This is a genomic window from Catenulispora rubra, from assembly GCF_015356825.1.
GTDB lineage: Bacteria > Actinomycetota > Actinomycetes > Streptomycetales > Catenulisporaceae > Catenulispora > Catenulispora rubra.
The window spans coordinates 1-19,348 of the sequence record NZ_JAACYW010000144.1 but is presented as its reverse complement, the minus strand read 5'-3'; the positions used below and the strand labels follow the sequence as shown (position 1 = coordinate 19,348).

Sequence of the window (19,348 nt, the reverse complement as noted above, 5' to 3'; positions counted from 1 at the left end):
CGTCGTACCGGCGCCCCCTTCGCTTTCCGAGAGGGTGCCGCTGCACCATGAAGTACGACCATCTGCTGGCCGACGCGTCCCCCACTCCCTACTGGCTCGACACGCACGACCGCCCCGGAGCCCTGGAGGCGTTGGCCGGCCGGACGGTCGCCGATCTCGTCGTCGTCGGTGGCGGCTACTCGGGGCTGTGGACGGCACTGCGCGCGAAGGAGCGTGATCCCGAACGGGACGTGGTGCTGCTGGAGGCGAACCGGATCGGCTGGGCCGCCTCCGGGCGCAACGGCGGGTTCTGCTCGTCGTCGCTGACCCACGGCTATGACAACGGCGAGTCCCGGTGGCCCGACGAGATGGACACCTTGGAGCGGCTCGGGCACGAGAACCTCGACGAGATCGAGGCGACGCTGGAGCGGTACGGCATCGAGTGCGATTTCCGGCGTTCCGGGGAGCTGGCCGTCGCGACCGCCGAATGGCAGGCGGAGGAGCTGGCTTCTGCGGAGACGTCGGAGGACGTCGTGTTCCTCGACCGCGAAGCGGTGCGGGCGCAGGTGGCCTCGCCGACGTACCACGCCGGGCTGTGGGACAAGACCGGCTGCGCGATGGTCGACCCGGCACGGCTGGCGTTCGGGCTGCGGGACGCGTGCCTGCGGCTCGGGGTGCGGATCCACGAGAAGTCGCCGGTCTCCGTGCTGGAGCGCGACGACCTGCTGATGCGCGTCGCGACCGACCACGGCCAGGTGCTGGCGCCGAAGGTGGCGCTGGCGACGAACGCCTTCCCGAGCCTGCTGCGGCGGGTGCGGTCGTTCATCGTCCCGGTCTACGACTACGCGCTGATGACCGAGCCGCTGTCGGCGGCGCAGATGGCGGCGATCGGCTGGGAGAACCGGCAGGGCATCGGCGACTCGGCGAACCACTTCCACTACTACCGGCTGTCCGCGGACAACCGGATCCTGTGGGGCGGCTACGACGCGGTCTACCACTTCGGCTCGAAGATCTCCTCGCGGCTGGACCAGCGGCCGGAGACCTTCGACAAGCTGGCGGGGCATTTCTTCGAGACGTTCCCGCAGCTGGAGGGGCTGAAGTTCACGAACAAGTGGGGCGGCGTCATCGACACCTGCTCGCGGTTCTGCGCGTTCTTCGGCACGGCTCATGGCGGCGCGGTCGCGTATGCGGTCGGGTACACCGGGCTCGGGGTCGGGGCCACGCGGTTCGGGGCGGACGTGATGCTCGACCTGCTGTCGGGTACGGAGACCGAGCGGACCTCGTTGAAGATGGTGCGGAGCAAGCCGGTGCCGTTCCCGCCGGAGCCGTTGAAGTGGTTCGGGATCACGGTGACCAGCAATGCTCTGGGGCATGCCGACCAGAACGGCGGCCGGCGGAACCTGTGGCTGCGGACGTTGGACCGGTTCGGGATGGGGTTCGACTCCTGAGAGCGTGGCGCCCCGGGGAGCCGGGGCGCCACGCAGCGGTTCAGAGGTTTCAGCAGCTCAACGGTTCGCTAGGCGGCCGCGAACACCGGGCTGTTGTGGTACGCCGCGATCAGCCAGCGGCCGTCGCGCTTCTCGAAGACCCAGGTCGCGTTCACCTTGCCGGCGTCCGGGACCTCGGTCTGGCCGCCGAACAGGATGCCGGACTCGCTGACCACGATCGCGGCGTCCTGCCCGAGGAAGCGGAGGCTCAGTTGCTTGTTGTAGGTCGAGGTGTCCTTGAGCGGGCCCTGGAAGGCCAGGGCCATGTTCTCGCGGATCACCTCGCGGCTGCCGCGGAGCGAGCCGGTCATGACGGCGGTGGCGTCCTCGGTGTAGTCGGCGACCATGGCGGCCGCGTCGCCGGCGTCCCAGGCCTTGTAGGAGGCGGTCAGGACCGCCTGGATCGCCGCCGTGTCCGCTTCGCGATTGTCTGACATCGGATTCTCCTTGGTGGTGAGTCGGTCGCAGGTACATACCGGCGGCGTCGCCCGAACTCATCGCGCGGGTGCGGATCCGTCAGGCTGTCAGCCTTTTCGCCGGATCCCCTGACAGCCTGGGCGTTGTCGGACCCGGCCGCCGGTCGCAGACTCATCAGCAGCGTCGGAATTCATCCCAAGCACCCTTTAAGGAACGCCATGACCAAGCACGTCACCCACTGGATCGACGGCCGCGCGTGGGACGGCGTCGCCGCGCGCCACGGCGACCTGCACGACCCGGCGACCGGCGCCGTCACCGGATCGGTGGACTTCGCCGCGGTGAAGGAGGTCGACGACGCGGTGGCGGCGGCCGCGGCGGCGTTCCCGGCGTGGCGGGCGGCGTCGGTGGCCAAGCGGACGACGGTGCTGTTCGCGTTCCGGGAGCTGCTGAACCGGCACCAGGACGAGCTCGCCGCGCTGATCGTCGCCGAGCACGGCAAGGTGCACTCCGACGCGCTCGGCGAGGTGGCGCGCGGGCTGGAGGTCGTGGAGTTCGCCTGCGGGATCGGGAGCATCCTCAAGGGCGCGTTCACCGACTCCGCCTCGACCGGCGTCGAGGTGTACTCGCTGCACCAGCCGCTGGGGCCGGTGGCGGTCATCTCGCCGTTCAACTTCCCGGCGATGGTGCCGATGTGGTTCTTCCCGATCGCGATCGCGGCCGGGAACACGGTGGTGCTCAAGCCGTCGGAGAAGGACCCGTCGGCGTCGGTGTTCCTGGCGGAGCTGTGGCGGCGCGCGGGGCTGCCGGACGGCGTGTTCAACGTCGTGCACGGCGACAAGGTGGCCGTGGACCGGCTGCTGGAGCACCCCGACATCCACGCGGTGTCCTTCGTCGGCTCCACGCCGATCGCCCGCTACGTCTACGAGAACGGCACCCGCTACGGCAAGCGCGTGCAGGCCCTCGGCGGCGCCAAGAACCACATGGTGGTGCTCCCGGATGCGGACCTGGACCTGGCCGCCGACGCCGCGGTGTCGGCCGGCTTCGGCGCCGCCGGCGAGCGCTGCATGGCGGTGTCGGTCCTGGTCGCGGTGGACCCGATCGGCGACGAGCTGGTCGCCAAGATCACCGAGCGCATGGCGAAGCTGAAGGTCGGCCCCGGCTGCCTCCCGGACAGCGAGATGGGCCCCCTGGTCACCGGCGCCCACCGCGACAAGGTCACCTCCTACCTCGACGCGGGCGTCACCGCCGGCGCCGACCTGGTCGTGGACGGCCGCGGGCACACCATCGGCGGCGCCGAGGCCGGCATCGACACCGGCAACGGCTTCTGGCTCGGCCCCACCCTGTTCGACAAGGTCACAGCATCGATGAGCATCTACACCGACGAGATCTTCGGCCCGGTCCTGTCCGTGGTCCGAGCCCCCTCCTACGACGAGGCCCTGGCCCTGGTGAACAGCAACCCCTACGGCAACGGCGTGGCGGTGTTCACCAACGACGGCGGCGCCGCGGCCCGCTTCCGCGACCAGGTCGAGGTCGGCATGGTCGGCGTGAACGTCCCCATCCCGGTCCCGGTGGCGTACCACTCCTTCGGCGGCTGGAAGGCCTCCCTGTTCGGCGACACGCACGCCTACGGCCCGCACGGCGTGCACTTCTTCACCCGCACGAAGGCCGTCACCCAGCGCTGGCTGGACCCGAGCCACGGCGGCGTGAACCTCGGGTTCCCGACGAACGCGTGAGGTGGGGCGTCGGCTTCCGCGCGGGTGGTGCGTGCGGGGGCCGACGCTTTGTGGTGTGGCTCAGCCGGTCGCGGCTTGATCCGCGGAGCCCTTCTGGGGCCGAGCCGGCTGGTGGACCTTGACGGTCGCGGCCTCGGGGACCGCCTTCAGCTCGACCGAGAGGCGCAGGCCCAGTGCGGCCGCGATGCGTTCCAGCACGGGCAGCGTGGGAGTGGTCCCGCCGGCTTCGAACCGAGCGATCGCGGGCTGGCGCATGCCGGCGCGTTCTGCGAGCCGCGTCTGGCTCCAGCCGAGTTCTTCGCGGCGTGCCCGGGCTGCTTCTCCGAGATCGAAGCGGAGCCGGGCCTCGGCGTAGGCGGCTTGGAACTCTGGGTTGGCAGCGTTCTCTTGGCGAAGATCGGAGAGCGTTCTACGACTCGTCACGCGACTTCCTCCTCGTCGGCCGTGTGATTCTCGGTCTGGCACCGGATTATGGCCCGCTTGGCCCGGAGGACTTCGGCGGCCTCATTGCTCCGTGTCTTACGGAACACGGTGAGCAAGATGACGCGTCGATCAGCGGCGATCCAATAAGCGACCCGCTGTTGTACATCTCCACAATGGAAGCGCAGCTCCCAGAACTTCCCGTCGAGCGGACGGGCATACGGCATCCCGAGAGATGTGCCGCGCGCTTCGAGCAGCTCGAAGTGGAAGAACGCCTGCGCTTGCCGTTGCGGGTCGAGCTTGTGGTACCACTCGTCGACCTCCGGTTCCAGCTCCACTCTACCCCATGCCATAACAGCGATGGTATGGACGTGATTGATCGACGGCAGTGGCCACAAACCCGATTTCGCCTGAACGAGCGACAGCATCATCCGCGACCACGCTGTGTCGGAACCTGGGGCCTCGACTCCCCGTCCCGCACGTGAACCCGCAGGAAAGTATCAGCTCTCGAACAATCCGTGTGCCCGAACCCGGGACAATCCAGTCCCCGCACGTCCTTCGTGTCCGACGACGACCGGTTTCGGTGGTTTCAGTGTGATGATCCGCATATAGCAGCCTCTGTGGTGTGAGACTCACAGTGCGGGCCCTGATGGGGGGCTTCACAACAACACGGAGGACTGCATGTCTTTTGTGACCAAGACCCTGGCGACGACCGCGACGGTCGCCGCTCTCATCCTCGCCGGCGCCTCGGCCGCCAGCGCCGACGTCAACTCCAGCGGTACCAACATCGGCACCACCTCGGGTTCCACCTCCGGCAACAGCGGGGTGGGGACCGGGAACGTCGTGCAGGGGACCGGCGGCAACGTGACGCAGGGCGCCGGCAACGTCGTGGGCGACCACGACGTGGTCGGGAACGGCGACGGTGTGGTGGTCAGCGTCATCGGCTGGCAGGGGGGTTGGGACGGCGGCTGGGACGGCGGCTGGCACGGCTTCTGGCACCACAACTGCCACTACGGCCTGGACTAGCGGCGGCCTCGCCTCAGAATTCTGAGCGAGGGTTCTGCTGACAGCAGCGGCTCCGGCGACCGGCCGGGGCCGCTGCTGTCGCGTTCGAAGCGCGAACCACACTGGCGGCGGGCCCCGGGACCGCCGAGTACCCGGCCGTCAAGGTGTGTGAACTCAAAACTCCCCCTGCCGGTCCATCGTCCCTTATCAGTGGCAGAGTCGGAACCCTTTGCCCTACGTTCGACAGGTGACGCAGACGACGACGTACCTCCGTTACCCGCATCTGTCCGGATCGACTCTGACCTTCGTCGCCGATGACGACGTGTGGGTCACCGACTTGCCAGGCTTCGCCGCTTCGGCCCGCGCCTCGCGGGTCACCTCCGACCGCGTTCCGGTCAGAAGGCCGTTGCTGTCGCCGGACGGTTCGCGCCTGGCGTGGACATCCACGCGCGAGGGCGTCGTCGAGGTGTTCGCGCAGCAGGTCGAGGGCCCGGCGGGCCATCGGCTGACCTACTGGGGCCATCCCCGCACCGAGGCGATCGGCTGGGCGTCGCAGGACGAGGTGATCGTGCGCGGCTGGGGCGGCCACGGCCACCGCTTCTACAACTTCGCCCACACCGTGCCCTTCGAGGGCGGCCACCCGACCCGGCTCCCCTTCGGCAACCTGAAGGGTCTGGCCCTCGCCGAGCCCGGCGCGGAAGGCAGCCCCGCGGTCCTGAGCCGGTTCTACGCCGGCAACTCCTACCTGTGGAAGGGCTACCGCGGCGGCGCCACCGGCCAGCTGTGGATCGACCGCGAGGGCGCCGGCGAGTTCGAGCGGTTCCTGGCCGACGTCGAGGGCAACCTCGGCGACCCGATGTGGTTCGACGGCCGCGTGGTCTTCCACTCCGACCACGAGGACGACGTCGCAGAGCTCTACTCCGCCCTGCCCGACGGCACCGACCTGCGCCGCCACACCACCGGCGAGGGCGGCTACTACCTGCGCCACGCCGCCACCGACGGCGTCCGCATCGTCTTCCAGCGCGCCGGCCGGCTCTGGGTCATGGAAGACCTCGAAGACGATCCGCGCCCGCTGGACATCCGCCTCCCCGGCGCGCGCCGCGCCGGCACCCCGCGCCCGATCGACGCCGCGAAGCACCTCGGCGCCGTCAGCCCGGACCACACCGGCCGCGCCAGCGCCGTCGAGGTCCGCGGCACGGTGCACTGGCTGACCCACAAGGACGGCCCGGCGCGCGGCCTCAGCGTCGAGGAGGGCACGCGCAGCCGGCTGCCCGTCGTGCTCGGCCAGACCGGCCAGGCCGCGTGGGTCATCGACGCCGGCGGCGAGTACTCGATCGAGATCGCGGCCGCCGACGGCTCGCAGCGCCGCCGGATCCTGACCGGCGAGTTCGGGTATGTCAACGAACTCGCGGCCTCCCCGGACGGCAAGCACCTGGCCGCCGCCACCCGCGACAACAAGCTGCTCCTCGTCGACGTCGAGGCCGGCACGCTGCGCGTGGTCATCGACGGCGAGGGCAAGTTCCGGGCCATGCCGCGCTGGGGCATGAACTTCGTCACCGAACCGACGTTCTCGCCGGACTCGAAGTGGGTGGCGTGGAGCCAGCGCTCGGACGTGCCGGACGCCTGGCAGATCCGGGTCGCCGACGTCGCGAGCCTGGAGACCATCGACATCACCGAGCCGCGGTTCCGGGATTGGAACCCGGTGTTCACCGCCGACGGCAAGCACCTGGCGTTCCTGTCGGCGCGCACGTTCGACTCCTACGAGGAGGACATGTACTTCGACTACTCGTTCCTCCCCTCGACGCGGCCCTACCTGGTGCCGCTGGCCGAGACCGAGCCCTCGCCGTTCGACCCCGAGCTCGGCGGGCGTCCCGTGGAATCCGACGACGACGGCGATGACAGCGGCAAGAGCGGCAACAGCGGCAACGACAGCGCGGACGGGACGAAGAAGGACTCTGAGATCCCGGCCACGGTGATCGACGCCTTCGGCATCACCACCCGCGCCGTCCCGTTCCCGGTCGCCTCCGGCACCTACGCCGACCTCGCGGCGGTGAAGGGCGGCGTCACCTGGCTGGCCAAGCCGCTCACCGGGGCCCTGGGCACCCAGCTGGCCGGCTCCGGCAAGGACGAGTCCCGGCCGGCCCTGATGCGCTTCGACTTCGGCAAGCGCGAGGAGCAGACGCTGGTCGAGGAGCTGGACGGCTACGCGGTCTCCGGCGACGGCGCGCGCCTGGTCGTCGCCGACCACGGCGCGCTGTCGGCGCGTCCGGCGGACAAGGCCGGCGACGACGCGAAGCCGGAAACCGTGGACCTGTCCCGGATCCGGCTGCAGGTCGTCCCCGAGGCCGAGCGCGTCCAGGCCTTCACCGAGGCCTGGCGCCTGCAGGTCGAGAACTACATCAAGCCGGCCATGGACGGCATCGACTGGGAGGCGGCTCGCACCCGCTATCTGCCGCTGGTCCCGGCCACTTCGACGGACGACGACTTCGTGGACCTGCTGTGGGAGCTCCAGGGCGAGCTGCGCACCTCGCACGCCTACGTCGACGCCCCGAAGACGTCCCGCGACGAGGCCCGGCAGCAGGGTCTGCTCGGCGCCGACCTCGCCCCGGACGAGGACGGCCGCTGGCGGATCGTCAGGATCCTGCCGGGCGACAACTCGGTGCCGGCGGCCCGCTCGCCGCTGGCCGCGCCGGGCGTGGCGGCCCGGGCCGGTGACGCGATCACCGCCGTGGACGGCGTCGCGGTCCCGGAACGCATCGGTCCGGCCGCGCTGCTGGCGGGCAAGGCCGGCCAGCCGACCGAGCTGACGCTGGAGAACACGGCCGGGACCCGGCGCGCCGTGGTCGTGGTGCCGATCGCCGAAGAGGTGGCGCTGCGCTACCGGGCCTGGGTCGCCGACCGGCGCGCCTACGTGCTGGAGAAGTCCGAGGGCCGCCTGGGCTACGTGCACCTGCCCGACCAGGCCGAACCGGGCTGGGCCGAGTTCCACCGCGACCTGCCGGCGCAGATCGTCAAGGACGGCCTGGTCGTCGACACCCGGGGCAACCGCGGCGGCATCACCTCCTCGCTGGTGGTGGAGCGGCTGCTGCGCAAGCCGATCGGCTGGGAGTTCGCCCGCGGCGAGCTGCCCGACACCTATCCGCCGTACGCGCCGATCGGGCCGCTGGTCTCGGTCTGCGACGAGGAGGCCGGCAGCGACGGCGACATCATCAACCAGGCGTTCAAGGACAACGGCGTGACCGTGGTCGGGGCCCGCACCTGGGGCGGCGTCATCGGCATGGACGACTGCTACTACCTGGTGGACGGCACGTTCGTGACGCAGCCGCGCTACGCGCTGGCCTTCGACTCGGTCGGGCTGTACGGCCTGGAGAACCACGGCTGCGAGCCGACCGTCCCGGTCGCCTTCCGGCCGCAGGACTTCGTCGCCGGGCTCGACCCGCAGCTGGACAAGGCGATCGAGATCGCCCTGGACGCGCTGGCGAAGGAGCCGCCGGCCGCTCCTTCGCCGGTGCCGGGAGTGTACGAGCACTGATGTCGCAGACCTCGTATCTGCGGTTCCCGCACCTTTCGGGGGACCTGCTGACGTTCGTCGCGGAGGACGACGTCTGGCTCGCCGAGCTGCCCGCCGGTGCGGGCGGCCCGGTGCGGGCCGCGCGGTTCACGTCGGACTGGCAGCCGGCGCGCAGCCCCCGGCTGTCCCCGGACGGCGTGCGGGTGGCGTGGGCGCGGCAGCGCGACGGGGCGCCGGAGGCGTACGTGGCCCCGGTCGACGGCGGCGCGGCGACGCGGCTGACGTACTGGGCCGACGACCGGACCGACGTGCTCGGCTGGGCGTCGGCCGACGAGGTGGTGGTGGCCGGGGGCCGGCTGCCGCTGCGCGGGGACGTGCGGGCGCACGCCGTCCCCTTCGGCGGCGGCGTCCCGGTGCCGCTGCCCTACGGGACGCTGCAGGGACTTGCGTTGCACGGTCCCGGCGGCGCGGTCATGACGCGGCGCGGGATCGCGCACGACGCCTCGTGGTGGAAGCGCTATCGGGGCGGCCGCGCGGGCAAGCTGTGGGTCGACGCGGACGGCTCCGGGGACTTCCGCCGGATCCTGCGCGAGCACGAGGGCAACATCGACGCGCCGATGTGGGTGGGGGACCGGGCCGCGTTCCTGTCGGACGCCGGGGGAGTCTCAGAGCTCTACTCGTGCCGGCCGGACGGGTCCGATCTCCGTCAGCACACCGACGAGCCGTCCGGGTTCTTCGCTCGGCACGCCGGAACCGACGGCGTGCGCGTGGTGTTCATGCGGGGCGGTCGGTTGTGGCTGCTGGAGGAGTTGGAGGGGGAGGCGCGGCCGCTGGAGGTGCGGCTGGCCGGAACCCGAATAGGCCGGACGGAGTATCCGGTCGCGGCGTCGAAGAACCTCGGCGGGTTCGCGGCGGACCGGACCGGCCGCGCCGTGGCGGTCACCGTGCGCGGCACCATCCACTGGCTCGCGGCCAAGGACGGCCCGGCGCGGGCGCTCGCGGTGGCGCAGGGGGTTCGGGCGCGGCTGCCGGTGGTGCTCGGGGAGACCGGGTCCGCCGCGTGGGTGACCGACGCCGGCGGGGAGTGGTCGATCGAGATCGGGCCGGTCGACGCCGAGCACGAGGTCGCGGACAGCGAGGTTGTGGATCGCGAGGTTGTGGTCCACGAGGTTGTGGATCGCGCTGTTATGGTCCGCGAGGCTGTGGTCCGCAGGATCCTGACCGGCGAGGTCACGCGGGTCGCGGGCTTGTCGGCCTCGCCGGACGGCGCGCACCTGGCCGTCTCGACCGAGGACAACCGGCTGCTGGTGGTCGACGTCGGGAGCGGCACGGCGCGCGTCGTGGCCAGCGGGCCGCACCACGCCTGGGGTACTCTCGCCGAGGACCCCGCGTTCTCCCCGGATTCGCGGTGGCTGGCCTGGGCCGAGGGGACGCAGGCCGACGGCCCGCGCAAGATCCGGCTGGCGGACGTGGCGACTCTGACCCCGGTCGACGTCACCGACGGCCGGTTTCTCGACTGGAGCCCGGCGTTCACGCATGACGGCAAGCATCTGGCCTTCCTGTCCAACCGCACCTACGACCCCTACTACGCGGACGAGGTGTTCGACCTCTTCTTCGTACCCGGGGCCCGGCCGTACCTTGTGCCGTTGTCCGCCGAGGAGCCTTCGCCCTTCGCGCCTTCGCTTCGGGGGCGGCTGATCGGGGAGGAGGTGAAGCCGGGTGCTGATGGCGATGAGGATGACTCCGGCAGCTCCGACGAGACACGCACGCGGGTGGATGTCGAGGGCATCGCGGGCCGGGTCGTGCCCTTCCCGGTCCCGACCGGGGACTACTCGCGGCTGCGCGCGGCCAAGGGCGGCGTGCTGTGGCTGGAGAGCTTCAAGCACGGCGCGCTCGGCGACAGCATGTCGGATCCGTCGAACGAGGCGGACAAGCCCCGGCTGCGGCGCTACGACTTCGGCAAGCGGGACGTGCTGACGCTCACCGACGAGGCGCACTCGTTCGAGGTCAGCGGCGACGGCTGCCGGGTGCTGGTCCGCGACGGCGGGGTGCTGCGGTCGCAGCCCTCCGACGCGCGTCCGGACAACGGCGACCGGGAGCCGCTGGACCTGGAGCGGATCCGGGTGACCGTGGACCCGGTGGCCGAGCGGCGGCAGAGCCTGCGGGAGGCGTGGCTGTTGCAGCGCGACTTCTTCTGGCGGGACGACCTCGGCGGCGTGGACTGGCCGGGGGTCTGGGAGCGGTACGCGCCGCTGGCCGAGGCGCTGGCTACCCACGACGACCTGGTGGACCTGCTCTGGGAGGTCCAGGGGGAGCTTGGAACGTCCCATGCCTATGTGCGCGAGACCGGTTACGCCGTCGATCCCGCGCGCTGTCAGGGACGGCTCGGTGCGGACTTGGAACGCGACCCGGAGGGACGCTGGCGGATCACGCGGATCCTGCCCGGTGATGCCTCGGTACCGCAGGCGCGGTCGCCGTTCGAGGCGCCCGGGGTCGGCGCGCGGGTCGGCGACGTGGTGGCGGCGGTCGACGGTCGGCCGGTGGATTCCGGCGTCGGGCCGGGGCCGCTGCTGGCAGGGAAGGCCGGGAAGCCGACGGAGGTGGTGTTGGTGCGGGACGGGGGAGCCGAGGGTGACGCTTCGCCGCGGCCGCGTCGCGTCGTCATCGTGCCGCTCGACGATGAACGGCTTCTGCGTTATCAGGCCTGGGTCGCCGAGCGGCGGGCTTATGTGCGGGAGCGCTCAGGCGGGCGCCTGGGCTACGTCCACCTGCCCGACCAGGGGTCGCGCGGTTGGGCGGAGTTCCACCGCGACCTGGCCACCCAGACCGCGTGCGAGGGCTTGGTCGTCGACACCCGCGACAACCGCGGCGGCAACACCTCGCCGTTGGTGGCCGAGCAGCTGTTGCGGCGGGTCGCCGGGTGGAAGCTGGTGCGCGGCAAGGTGCCCCGCACGTATCCGCCGGCGGCGGTGCGCGGGCCGCTGGTGTCGGTCTGCGACGAGTACTCCGCTTCCGATGGAGACATCATCAATCAGTACCTGAAGGACCGGGGTGTCCCCATTGTGGGGATGCGGACGTGGGGCGGCGTGGTCGGGATCGACGCCCGCTTCCGGCTGCTGGACGGCACCGCGGTGATGCAGCCCAAGTACATGAACTGGTTCGACTCCGTCGGCTACGGCCTGGAGAACCACGGCTGCGACCCGACTGTCGAGGTCGAATTCACTCCCGCGGACGCCAACGCGGGCCGGGATCCGCAGCTCGACGCGGCCGTCGACCTGGCGTTGGACGAACTCGCGGAGCATCCCGCGGCCCGGCCCCCGGAGCGGCCCTGGATGTGACCGGCACGGTGGCGGCCGACTGTCGGCCGCCACCGTGTTCGTCACAACGTTCGTGACAACCGTGGCTATCCCGTCCCGTATGTCGGATGCCCGCGCTATGGTGGGCCGGTGGTTCCGAGCGGTCTAGTCCACCGGCGGACCTCACTTCGCCTGCGGCACGACACTGTCGCGGGACTCGGCAAGACACGGCCACGGGGGCCACGTTCATGAGGTGGGATTGGTCAGTGGTGGTGCAGTTCGGGCTGCTCGGACCGGTCCGCGCGCTGCGAGTGGGCGTCGCGGGAGAACCAGCCGAAGAGCTCAAAGTAGGGTCCCCGCAGCAGCAGGCGGTGCTTGCGCTGCTCGCGTCCCGGGCCGGTCGGGTGGCGACAGCCGACGAACTCATCGAGGGACTGTGGGGTGACGAGCCTCCGGAGGGTGCCCTGGGGACGGTGCGCACTTATGCGTTCCGACTCCGTAAGGTCTTCGGCGCGGAGGCCATTGCGTCTATAGCCGGCGGCTATGCGTTGCGCGCAGAGCGTTCGGACGTGGACCTGTTCACGTTCGAAGACCATGTCGCCAGCGCGGAGCAGCGCCGGATGTCCGGCGACGTGGCCGGTGCGCGGGGAGAACTCGCCAGTGCGTTGGCGCTGTGGCGGGGTACTCCGTTGGCCGGGATACCGGGCCCCTATGCGGAGTCTCTGCGCGCGACCCTTCTGGAGCGGCGTACGGCGGCTCAGGAGAGCCGCATCGCCTTGGACTTGGCGTTGGGCCGGGTCGGGGACGCCGTCTCCGAACTGACGGTTCTCACAGCTGAGCACCCTCTGCGCGAGGGACTGCGTGCGCAGCTCATGCTGGCGCTCTACCAGACCGGTAGGCAGGCCGAGGCGCTGGGCGTCTATGCGGACACCCGACGGCTGCTGCGCAAGGAGTTGGGAGTCGACCCGGGCGCCGAACTCGGCGAGCTGCACCAGAGGATTCTGCGCGCTGATCCCTCTCTGTCGCGCCATACTGCGGACAGTGCCGAAATAGCCCCTAGAGCGGCAGAAGCGCCTTCTGGTGTCGCTCTGGAGAAGCCGCCGAAGGTCCCCGCGCAGCTTCCCGCTGACACGGCCGACTTCACCGGACGCGAGAACCTGACCCGCGTGCTCGCCGCGCGGATCGCCTCCACGGTCGGGCAGTCGGTCGCGGTGTGTGCGCTGTCGGGGTTGGGCGGGGTCGGCAAGACGGCGCTCGCGATCCATCTGGCGCACTTGGTGCGGGAGGACTTCCCGGACGGACAGCTCTATGTGGACCTGCGCGGAGGCGATCCGGTACCTGCCGACCCCGCGCCGGTGCTCGCCGCGTTCCTGCGCGGTCTGGGGATATCGGAGGGGGAGACGGCTCAGGGGCTGGAGGAGCGCGCTGCGGCGTACCGCTCGGCGCTGGCCGGCCGTCGGGTCCTGATCGTGCTGGACAACGCCAGGGACGCCGCGCAGGTGCGTCCTCTGCTTCCCGGGGCTCCGGGGTGCGCGGTGGTCGTCACGAGCCGCCCGAAGCTGACCGGGCTGGCCGGGGCCACGTTCGCGGACCTCGACGTGCTGGACCCCGGCGAGGCGATGAACATGTTCACGCGGATCGTCGGCGAGGAACGGCTCGGCGTGGAGCACGAAGCGGCGATAGACGTGGTGTCGCTGTGCGGCTATCTGCCTCTGGCGGTGCGTATCGCGGCCGCTCGGCTCGCGTCGCGTCCCCGGTGGCGTATCGGGTCGTTGGCGGCCCGGCTGTCCGACGAGCGGCGCCGGCTGGCCGAGCTGTCGGTGGGCGACCTTGCGGTGCGCGCGGCGTTCGAGCTCGGCTATCACCAGTTGTCGCCGGCGCAGGCGGACGTCTTCCGGCGGCTGTCGTCGCTGGACAGCGCCGACGTCTCGGCCGCCGCGGCCGCCGCATTGCTCGGGCAGGACGAGGCTGATACCGAGGAAGTGCTGGAGTCTCTGGTGGACGCCGCGATGCTGGAGTCCTCCTCTCCGGGCCGCTACCGGTACCACGACCTGTTGCGCCTCTATGCGCGCGAACAGTACGAGGCCGAGGGCGGCGACCCAGACTTCGGCTTCGTGAGCCTGCTCGACTTCTACCTCGCCTCGATGCGGCGGCTGCGACGTATCCCGGTGGAAGAACTCGGCCTTTCTCCTACGCGGTCCTCCGGTAGAGAGTTCGACTCTGTAGAGGCCGGGGTGCGCTGGATCGCGGACGAGGGCAGCTCCGTGGACGCGGTGTTCAATCGGCGGGTTCTGACCCGGTCGGCGTGCGAAGCCGGGGTGGCGCCTTTGACGCTCGCGGTGGAACTGCTCGACCACCTGGTTTCGCTGCCTGGTATCGAACGCTATGCGGATGAGCTCTCTGCTGCGGCGCGTAATGCTGCTGCGGCTGCTGTGGAGAGTGGGGACGTGCGGAGTGAGGCGCGCGTACGGCACTCTCTGGCGCGGGTCCTCTATGCGACGTATCAGATAGAGGCTGCCGCAGAGGAGGCGGAGCGGTCGCACCGTGCCGCCGAGGCTGTGGGTGGCGACGAGACGCAGGCCGATGCGGTCAACCTGCTCGCCATGACCTATGCGGACCTCGGACGGGACGGGGAGGCGATCGCGCTGTACGAGCGCGCGGTGAGCGTCAGCCGGGAGTTCGGGGATGTGGCGTCGGAGGCTGCCGCGCGGCAGAACATGGCGCGCTCTCTGCTTGTTCTGGGTCGGACAGAGAAGGCTCTGGAGAGCACTATGGCGGGGCTCGCCCTGTGTCGCGCTCTGGGGGACGACGTCCCGACCGGGTACGCGCTCTTCCAGACCGGGTCCATCTACCTGCAGACGCTGGCCTATAGGGAGTCTCTGACGTACTTCGCAGAGGCGGCCCAGTACTTCTCCGAAGTCCATCCGTCGATGGAGGGCGCCGCGCACGCCTCCAGCGCGCGGGCGCTGTTGGGGCTCGGCGAGCCCAGCGGGGCCCTGGAACACGCGGAGCGTGCGGTGAGTGTGCTGCGCGGGACGGCCGACACCTGGCAGCACGCGACCGCCCTGGCGGTGCTGGCGGACGTGCTGGACGTCGCCGGCCAGCCGGAGCGGGCCCGGGGCTGCCGGGAGGAGGCGCTGGCCATGTTCGTGGTCATCGGCGCCCCGGAGGCGGGCCGTATCAGGGGCATGCTCGCCGACCCCGAGGCAACCTCGGCGCCCGTTCGAACGTCGCGCTAAGGAAACGGTTGGAGCGCACGGGAGGATGACAAGGTGATGAGGGATACGGTGTCGCGTGCGCAGGAGGCTTCGGCTTCGGGTTCGCATCGGTCGCACGGCGGTCCCGCGGGGCCTTCCGCTGTGGCCGCTCCGCACGAGGACGGCCGGGACGCGGACGTGTTCCGCGCGACGGTCCAGCCCGCGCACCGGGTGCGCGGGTGGCTCGCGGCGGCGCCCCGCTAGGTTCGGGAATTCTCGGATCTTCGCGGGAATGCGCAATCCACGGCTGATCCGGCAGTGAGCAGGTGCCCCACCGCTGCGGCGTCCGGCTTTCGTCTGAGGCTTGTCTGAGGCTTGTGAGATCAGTGAGACTCATGGCGAAGGCTGCCCGAAGGGCTCCGCAGCGTGCAACTGCCCGGTCGAGTGTGACCGGGGCTGCTGGATCAGCCGCGCTGCGCCGTCTTCCAGCCGTCTTCCAACCGTCTCCCGCCATGCCGTCGTTCGGCACGCTGTCGTTCGCCACGGTGCCGCCGTGCCGCCGTTAGGGGCACCTTGGCTCAAACGCTGTTGCGGTGCGTTCCGGGGTGTTCCGATACCGTCGACCTGGAATAGCGATGTGCGTGAGGCGGTTGTGACGTCTGATGCACCGAGATCACCGATCCGCCCCCGGCCGCTCACTCCCGGTACTCTGAACGGGTGTTCGATTTTGTCCGATGGGCGGCCATCACCCGACGCTTGTTGGCGGCTCGGGATACGGTGGCAGTCAGGTGGTTGCCCTCCTCGTGGCGGCCGGTTCACGGCGGGTTCACAACGGGACTGCAACTTCTTGGAATGGAAACCCCGTCCTAACCGTTGAGAACCATTGAACGGGGAATAACAACAAGCAAAGCAGGAGAGTAATCCGGCAACAGCCGGGGTACGGTGGCTCCACAGGCTCATGATTCTCACAGATAAACCAGCAGGCCAGCGGAAACGATGAGGGAGGGGAAGCCGAGATGATCTTGGTTCGCCGCCTACTCGGCGACGTGCTGCGCGGCCGGAGGCAGCGCAGCGGACGGACGCTCCGTCAGCTCGCCGCGACGGCGCGGGTGTCCCCCGGCTACCTCTCCGAGGTGGAGCGGGGCCAGAAAGAGCCGTCGAGCGAATTGTTGTCCGCCATCTGCGACGCGTTGGAGGTCAAGCTCTCCGACGTGCTGCTCGAACTGTCCACCGAACTCGCCGCGGCCGAGCTGGCCGCCGAGATCGAGGCCGCGGAGCTGGGCAACCTGGTCCCGGCTGACCGCCGCGCACCGCAACGGGTCGCGATGCCCCCGGCCCGCAGTGGCCAGGCCGACACCGCAGGCCAGAGCTCGACCGGCAACGGCCAGCGCTCCGGCGTCGTGGTCGGCGTGGGCGCCGGCGCCCCGCGCGGGGCCCGTACGCTGCCGACCGCCAAGATCCCGACCGCGGTGATCAACTCCCGGACCGCCGCCAACCGGCCCGGCAACACCCGACCGTCCTCCGGGTCGCCCCGGGTGGCGCCGAAGTCCGGCGCGGTACCCCAGGCGGCGCTCGGGACGTCCGGCATGACCGCCTCCGGCCTCGGCCCGGCCCTGGGACCGCAGCCCCCGATGGGTGCGCTGCCCTACGTCCCCGGCTCGCCGCTGCCCGGCCCGGAGAACCCCTACACGTTCGGCACGCCTCGGCTGCCCTCACCGACCGGCCGGTGATGCTGTGCCGGATGGAAATCTGGTGTCGGTGATCGGCGAGCACGTGTCACCATCGAGGCGGGGAGAGCGATTCTCCCCGCCTCGCGGCGTTCCCACGCCGCTCATGTCAACACTGATGAACCACAGATGAAGAGGAATCACATGACGGAATCCCACAAGGACGCTGCCCGCGACGAGGTCTATGCACTGAACGACCACGACACGCCGGAAGCCGAGTGGGACACCGAGGACGCCTTCGACGCGCCGGCCCCGCTCTACCGCAACCGGTGGGCCGAATCCCGGCACGACGGCGAGCAGTTCGACCTGGAAGAGCGCGCTTCGCTGCGCCGCGTGGCCGGACTGTCCACCGAGCTCGAGGACGTCACCGAAGTCGAGTACCGGCAGCTGCGCCTGGAGCGCGTGGTGCTGGTGGGCGTGTGGACCGACGGCAGCGCCGCGGACGCCGAGATGTCGCTGCGCGAACTGGCCGCGCTGGCCGAGACGGCCGGCTCGGAGGTGCTCGAGGGCGTCGTCCAGCGCCGTGACAAGCCGGACCCGGCGACCTACATCGGCAGCGGCAAGGCCGCCGAACTGCGCGACATCGTGGTCGCCACCGGCGCCGACACCGTGATCTGCGACGGAGAGCTGAGCCCCGGCCAGCTGATCCACCTGGAAGACGTGGTCAAGGTCAAGGTCATCGACCGCACGGCCCTGATCCTGGACATCTTCGCCCAGCACGCCAAGTCCCGAGAGGGCAAGGCACAGGTCGCGCTGGCGCAGATGCAGTACATGCTCCCCAGGCTCCGAGGCTGGGGCCAGTCCCTGTCCCGCCAGATGGGTGGCGGCCGCGGCGGCCTGGCCACCCGCGGCCCCGGTGAGACCAAGATCGAGACCGACCGCCGCCGCATCCGCGAGCGCATGGCCAAGCTCCGCCGCGAAATCGGCGACATGAGCAAGGGACGCCAGACCAAGCGCGCCGAAAGGCGCCGAGGCTCCGTCCCCTCGGTGGTCCTCGCCGGCTACACCAACGCCGGCAAGTCCTCCATCCTCAACCGCCTCACCGGAGCCGGCGTCCTGGTGGAGAACGCCCTGTTCGCCACCCTGGACCCGACCGTCCGCCGCACGGAGACCGCCACCGGCCGCACCTACACGCTGTCGGACACAGTGGGCTTCGTCAGGCACCTGCCGCACCAGCTGGTGGAGGCCTTCCGCTCAACGCTGGAGGAGGTCGGCGAAAGCGACCTGGTCCTGCACGTGGTGGACGCCAGCGACGAGGACCCCGAAGGCCAGATCTCCGCAGTCCGCGCCGTCTTCGCCGACATGGGCGCCGGCGACGTGAAGGAACTCCTGGTCTTCAACAAGGCCGACCTCGCCGACCCCGAAGTCCTGTCCCGCCTCCTGCGCCGCGAACCCCACAGCATCGTGGTCTCCGCCCGCACCGGCGAAGGCATCGACAACCTCCTGACGGCGATCGAGCGCGACCTCCCGCGCCCGGGCGTGGAACTGGAGGCGCTGGTGCCCTACGACCGCGGCGACCTGGTCGCCCGGATCCACGCGGAGGGCGAGATGCTGAAGGAGGAGCACACGGACCACGGGACGCTGGTACGGGCGCTGATCCATCAGGATCTGGCGGCCCAGCTGGAGCCTTTCCGGACGGTGGGGGCGGTTTAGGGGTTGGGTTTGGGTTGACGCCGGGCTGCTCGGGTTCGGCTTGTGTGAGTTCTGCTAGCCGGAGTTCGGACCGCGCGAGTTCGCTCGGCCCGGCTCCGGCTGGCTTTGCCTAAGTTCGGCCCGGCGCAACTCCCCTCGGATCCGCTCGGACCTTGTTTCGCTCAGCTCAGCTCGGCTCGGCTCGCTCCGACTCTGCTCCAATTCGGCCATCCCGGTGTGGCTCGGGGCGATCCAGCTTCGCTTGACTTGGCTTCACTCGGCCTGGCTTCGCCCGACTTGGTTTCGCTCGGCTTGGCTGAACTTCGCTTCGCCGCGGCCCACATCCCTCAGCTTGGCTTGCTCGACAGGCGGCCGTCTCTCTCCCCGAGAGACGGCCGCCTTTTGCCTGCTCCCGTCTTCCCCGCCTGAATCTGTGCTGTGATCCCGCTGACAGCTAGGCCGAAAGGGTGACCCGTGCCCACCCGCACGGCGAGTTATCCACAGCCTCCAACCCGCGACTGGTATGCGCACTTTGCGAAGATCTACCGTCGCAGACATGGAACGAACCACACCGGGAACCGCACCGAACGGCAGCGCCCAACCCCGCAGCCCGCAGCCATCGGCGCGCGACCGACTGGCGTCGCTCCAGGGGGACCCACCGCGGTATTGGTCGCCTGCCGCACAGGGCCCCATGCCTCTCTCCGAGGCGCTGGCCGCCCGGCACCACGCAAACCGCCCCTGGTGGCGCCGGGCGGCCCAGTCCATCGAGCACCGCATCCCGTCAACCCTCCACGGCCGCTGGGCCCTCAGCCTCCCAGCAGCCACAGCGGTGGCACTACTAGCCATCGCCGGCGCAGCCGCCGGCGGCTGGTACCTGACGCGCTCGCAGGGGACGGTCGTCGATGTAGCGGGGGCAGCAGCGGGATCGGGTGGGGGAAGGGGAG

At 70.6% G+C, this 19,348-nt stretch carries 11 protein-coding genes and 1 pseudogene; 9 read left to right on the top strand and 3 right to left on the bottom strand.

The window, feature by feature from the left end; all coding sequences use genetic code 11:
- Window positions 1-47 precede the first annotated feature (47 nt).
- Entirely contained in the window at window positions 48-1,427 is a 1,380-nt protein-coding gene (locus GWK61_RS31820) for an NAD(P)/FAD-dependent oxidoreductase (RefSeq protein ID WP_194915391.1), read from the top strand.
- A 68-nt stretch (window positions 1,428-1,495) separates the two neighbouring features.
- On the opposite strand, the gene GWK61_RS31815 is transcribed toward GWK61_RS31820, so the two are convergent.
- Window positions 1,496-1,903 carry an SgcJ/EcaC family oxidoreductase gene (locus GWK61_RS31815; protein ID WP_194915390.1) on the bottom strand — a complete coding sequence of 136 codons (408 nt, stop codon included), beginning with the start codon at window positions 1,901-1,903 and terminating at the stop codon, window positions 1,496-1,498.
- A 198-nt stretch (window positions 1,904-2,101) separates the two neighbouring features.
- Here GWK61_RS31815 and GWK61_RS31810 point away from each other — a divergent pair, with 198 nt between their 5' ends.
- The gene (locus GWK61_RS31810; RefSeq protein WP_194915389.1) at window positions 2,102-3,616 is read left to right on the top strand and encodes a CoA-acylating methylmalonate-semialdehyde dehydrogenase; all 1,515 of its coding nucleotides are present in this window, start codon (window positions 2,102-2,104) and stop codon (window positions 3,614-3,616) included.
- Window positions 3,617-3,676: 60 nt separating this feature from the next.
- Here GWK61_RS31810 and GWK61_RS31805 read toward each other — a convergent pair whose 3' ends face one another.
- Together GWK61_RS31805 and GWK61_RS31800 are read right to left on the bottom strand one after the other, a co-directional pair.
- Entirely contained in the window at window positions 3,677-4,039 is a 363-nt protein-coding gene (locus GWK61_RS31805) for a helix-turn-helix domain-containing protein (protein ID WP_194915388.1), read from the bottom strand.
- Window positions 4,036-4,467, bottom strand: coding sequence for a type II toxin-antitoxin system RelE/ParE family toxin (locus tag GWK61_RS31800; protein WP_228563261.1), 432 nt, complete (start codon window positions 4,465-4,467; stop codon window positions 4,036-4,038). The genes GWK61_RS31805 and GWK61_RS31800 overlap by 4 nt, the downstream gene beginning before the upstream one ends.
- 250 nt (window positions 4,468-4,717) lie before the next feature.
- Between GWK61_RS31800 and GWK61_RS31795 the strand changes: the two genes are divergently transcribed.
- The 7 genes and pseudogenes from GWK61_RS31795 to GWK61_RS57110 all read left to right on the top strand — a co-directional run.
- Window positions 4,718-5,062 carry a hypothetical protein gene (locus GWK61_RS31795; RefSeq protein WP_194915387.1) on the top strand — a complete coding sequence of 115 codons (345 nt, stop codon included), beginning with the start codon at window positions 4,718-4,720 and terminating at the stop codon, window positions 5,060-5,062.
- Between the two features lie 226 nt (window positions 5,063-5,288).
- Window positions 5,289-8,573 (top strand): S41 family peptidase, encoded by a 3,285-nt coding sequence (locus GWK61_RS59925; RefSeq protein WP_194915386.1) that lies wholly within the window; start codon window positions 5,289-5,291, stop codon window positions 8,571-8,573.
- A complete protein-coding gene (locus GWK61_RS31785) occupies window positions 8,573-11,890 on the top strand; it encodes a S41 family peptidase (protein WP_194915385.1) in 3,318 nt (1,105 codons plus the stop codon). Before GWK61_RS59925 ends, GWK61_RS31785 begins: the two co-directional genes overlap by 1 nt.
- Window positions 11,891-12,114: 224 nt before the next feature.
- Complete coding sequence (locus tag GWK61_RS31780) at window positions 12,115-15,087, top strand: AfsR/SARP family transcriptional regulator (protein ID WP_194915384.1); 2,973 nt, start codon at window positions 12,115-12,117, stop codon at window positions 15,085-15,087.
- A gap of 974 nt (window positions 15,088-16,061) precedes the next feature.
- A pseudogene (locus GWK61_RS31775) lies at window positions 16,062-16,352 on the top strand (helix-turn-helix domain-containing protein); the annotation flags it as partial.
- 564 nt (window positions 16,353-16,916) lie between these two features.
- Window positions 16,917-18,425, top strand: a complete 1,509-nt coding sequence (gene hflX, locus GWK61_RS31770; RefSeq protein ID WP_194915383.1) for a GTPase HflX — start codon at window positions 16,917-16,919, stop codon at window positions 18,423-18,425.
- A 670-nt stretch (window positions 18,426-19,095) separates the two neighbouring features.
- A partial coding sequence (locus tag GWK61_RS57110) for a hypothetical protein (RefSeq protein ID WP_228563259.1) occupies window positions 19,096-19,348 on the top strand: 253 nt, incomplete at its 3' end.

Bases quoted from the DNA above. Each gene is read 5' to 3' on its own strand.
- hflX (WP_194915383.1), top strand. From the start codon at position 16,917: ATGACGGAATCCCACAAGGACGCTGCCCGCGACGAGGTCTATGCACTG.
- GWK61_RS31785 (WP_194915385.1), top strand. From the start codon at position 8,573: ATGTCGCAGACCTCGTATCTGCGGTTCCCGCACCTTTCGGGGGACCTG.
- GWK61_RS31815 (WP_194915390.1), bottom strand. From the start codon at position 1,903: ATGTCAGACAATCGCGAAGCGGACACGGCGGCGATCCAGGCGGTCCTG.
- GWK61_RS31795 (WP_194915387.1), top strand. From the start codon at position 4,718: ATGTCTTTTGTGACCAAGACCCTGGCGACGACCGCGACGGTCGCCGCT.
- GWK61_RS31800 (WP_228563261.1), bottom strand. From the start codon at position 4,467: ATGATGCTGTCGCTCGTTCAGGCGAAATCGGGTTTGTGGCCACTGCCG.
- GWK61_RS31810 (WP_194915389.1), top strand. From the start codon at position 2,102: ATGACCAAGCACGTCACCCACTGGATCGACGGCCGCGCGTGGGACGGC.
- GWK61_RS31820 (WP_194915391.1), top strand. From the start codon at position 48: ATGAAGTACGACCATCTGCTGGCCGACGCGTCCCCCACTCCCTACTGG.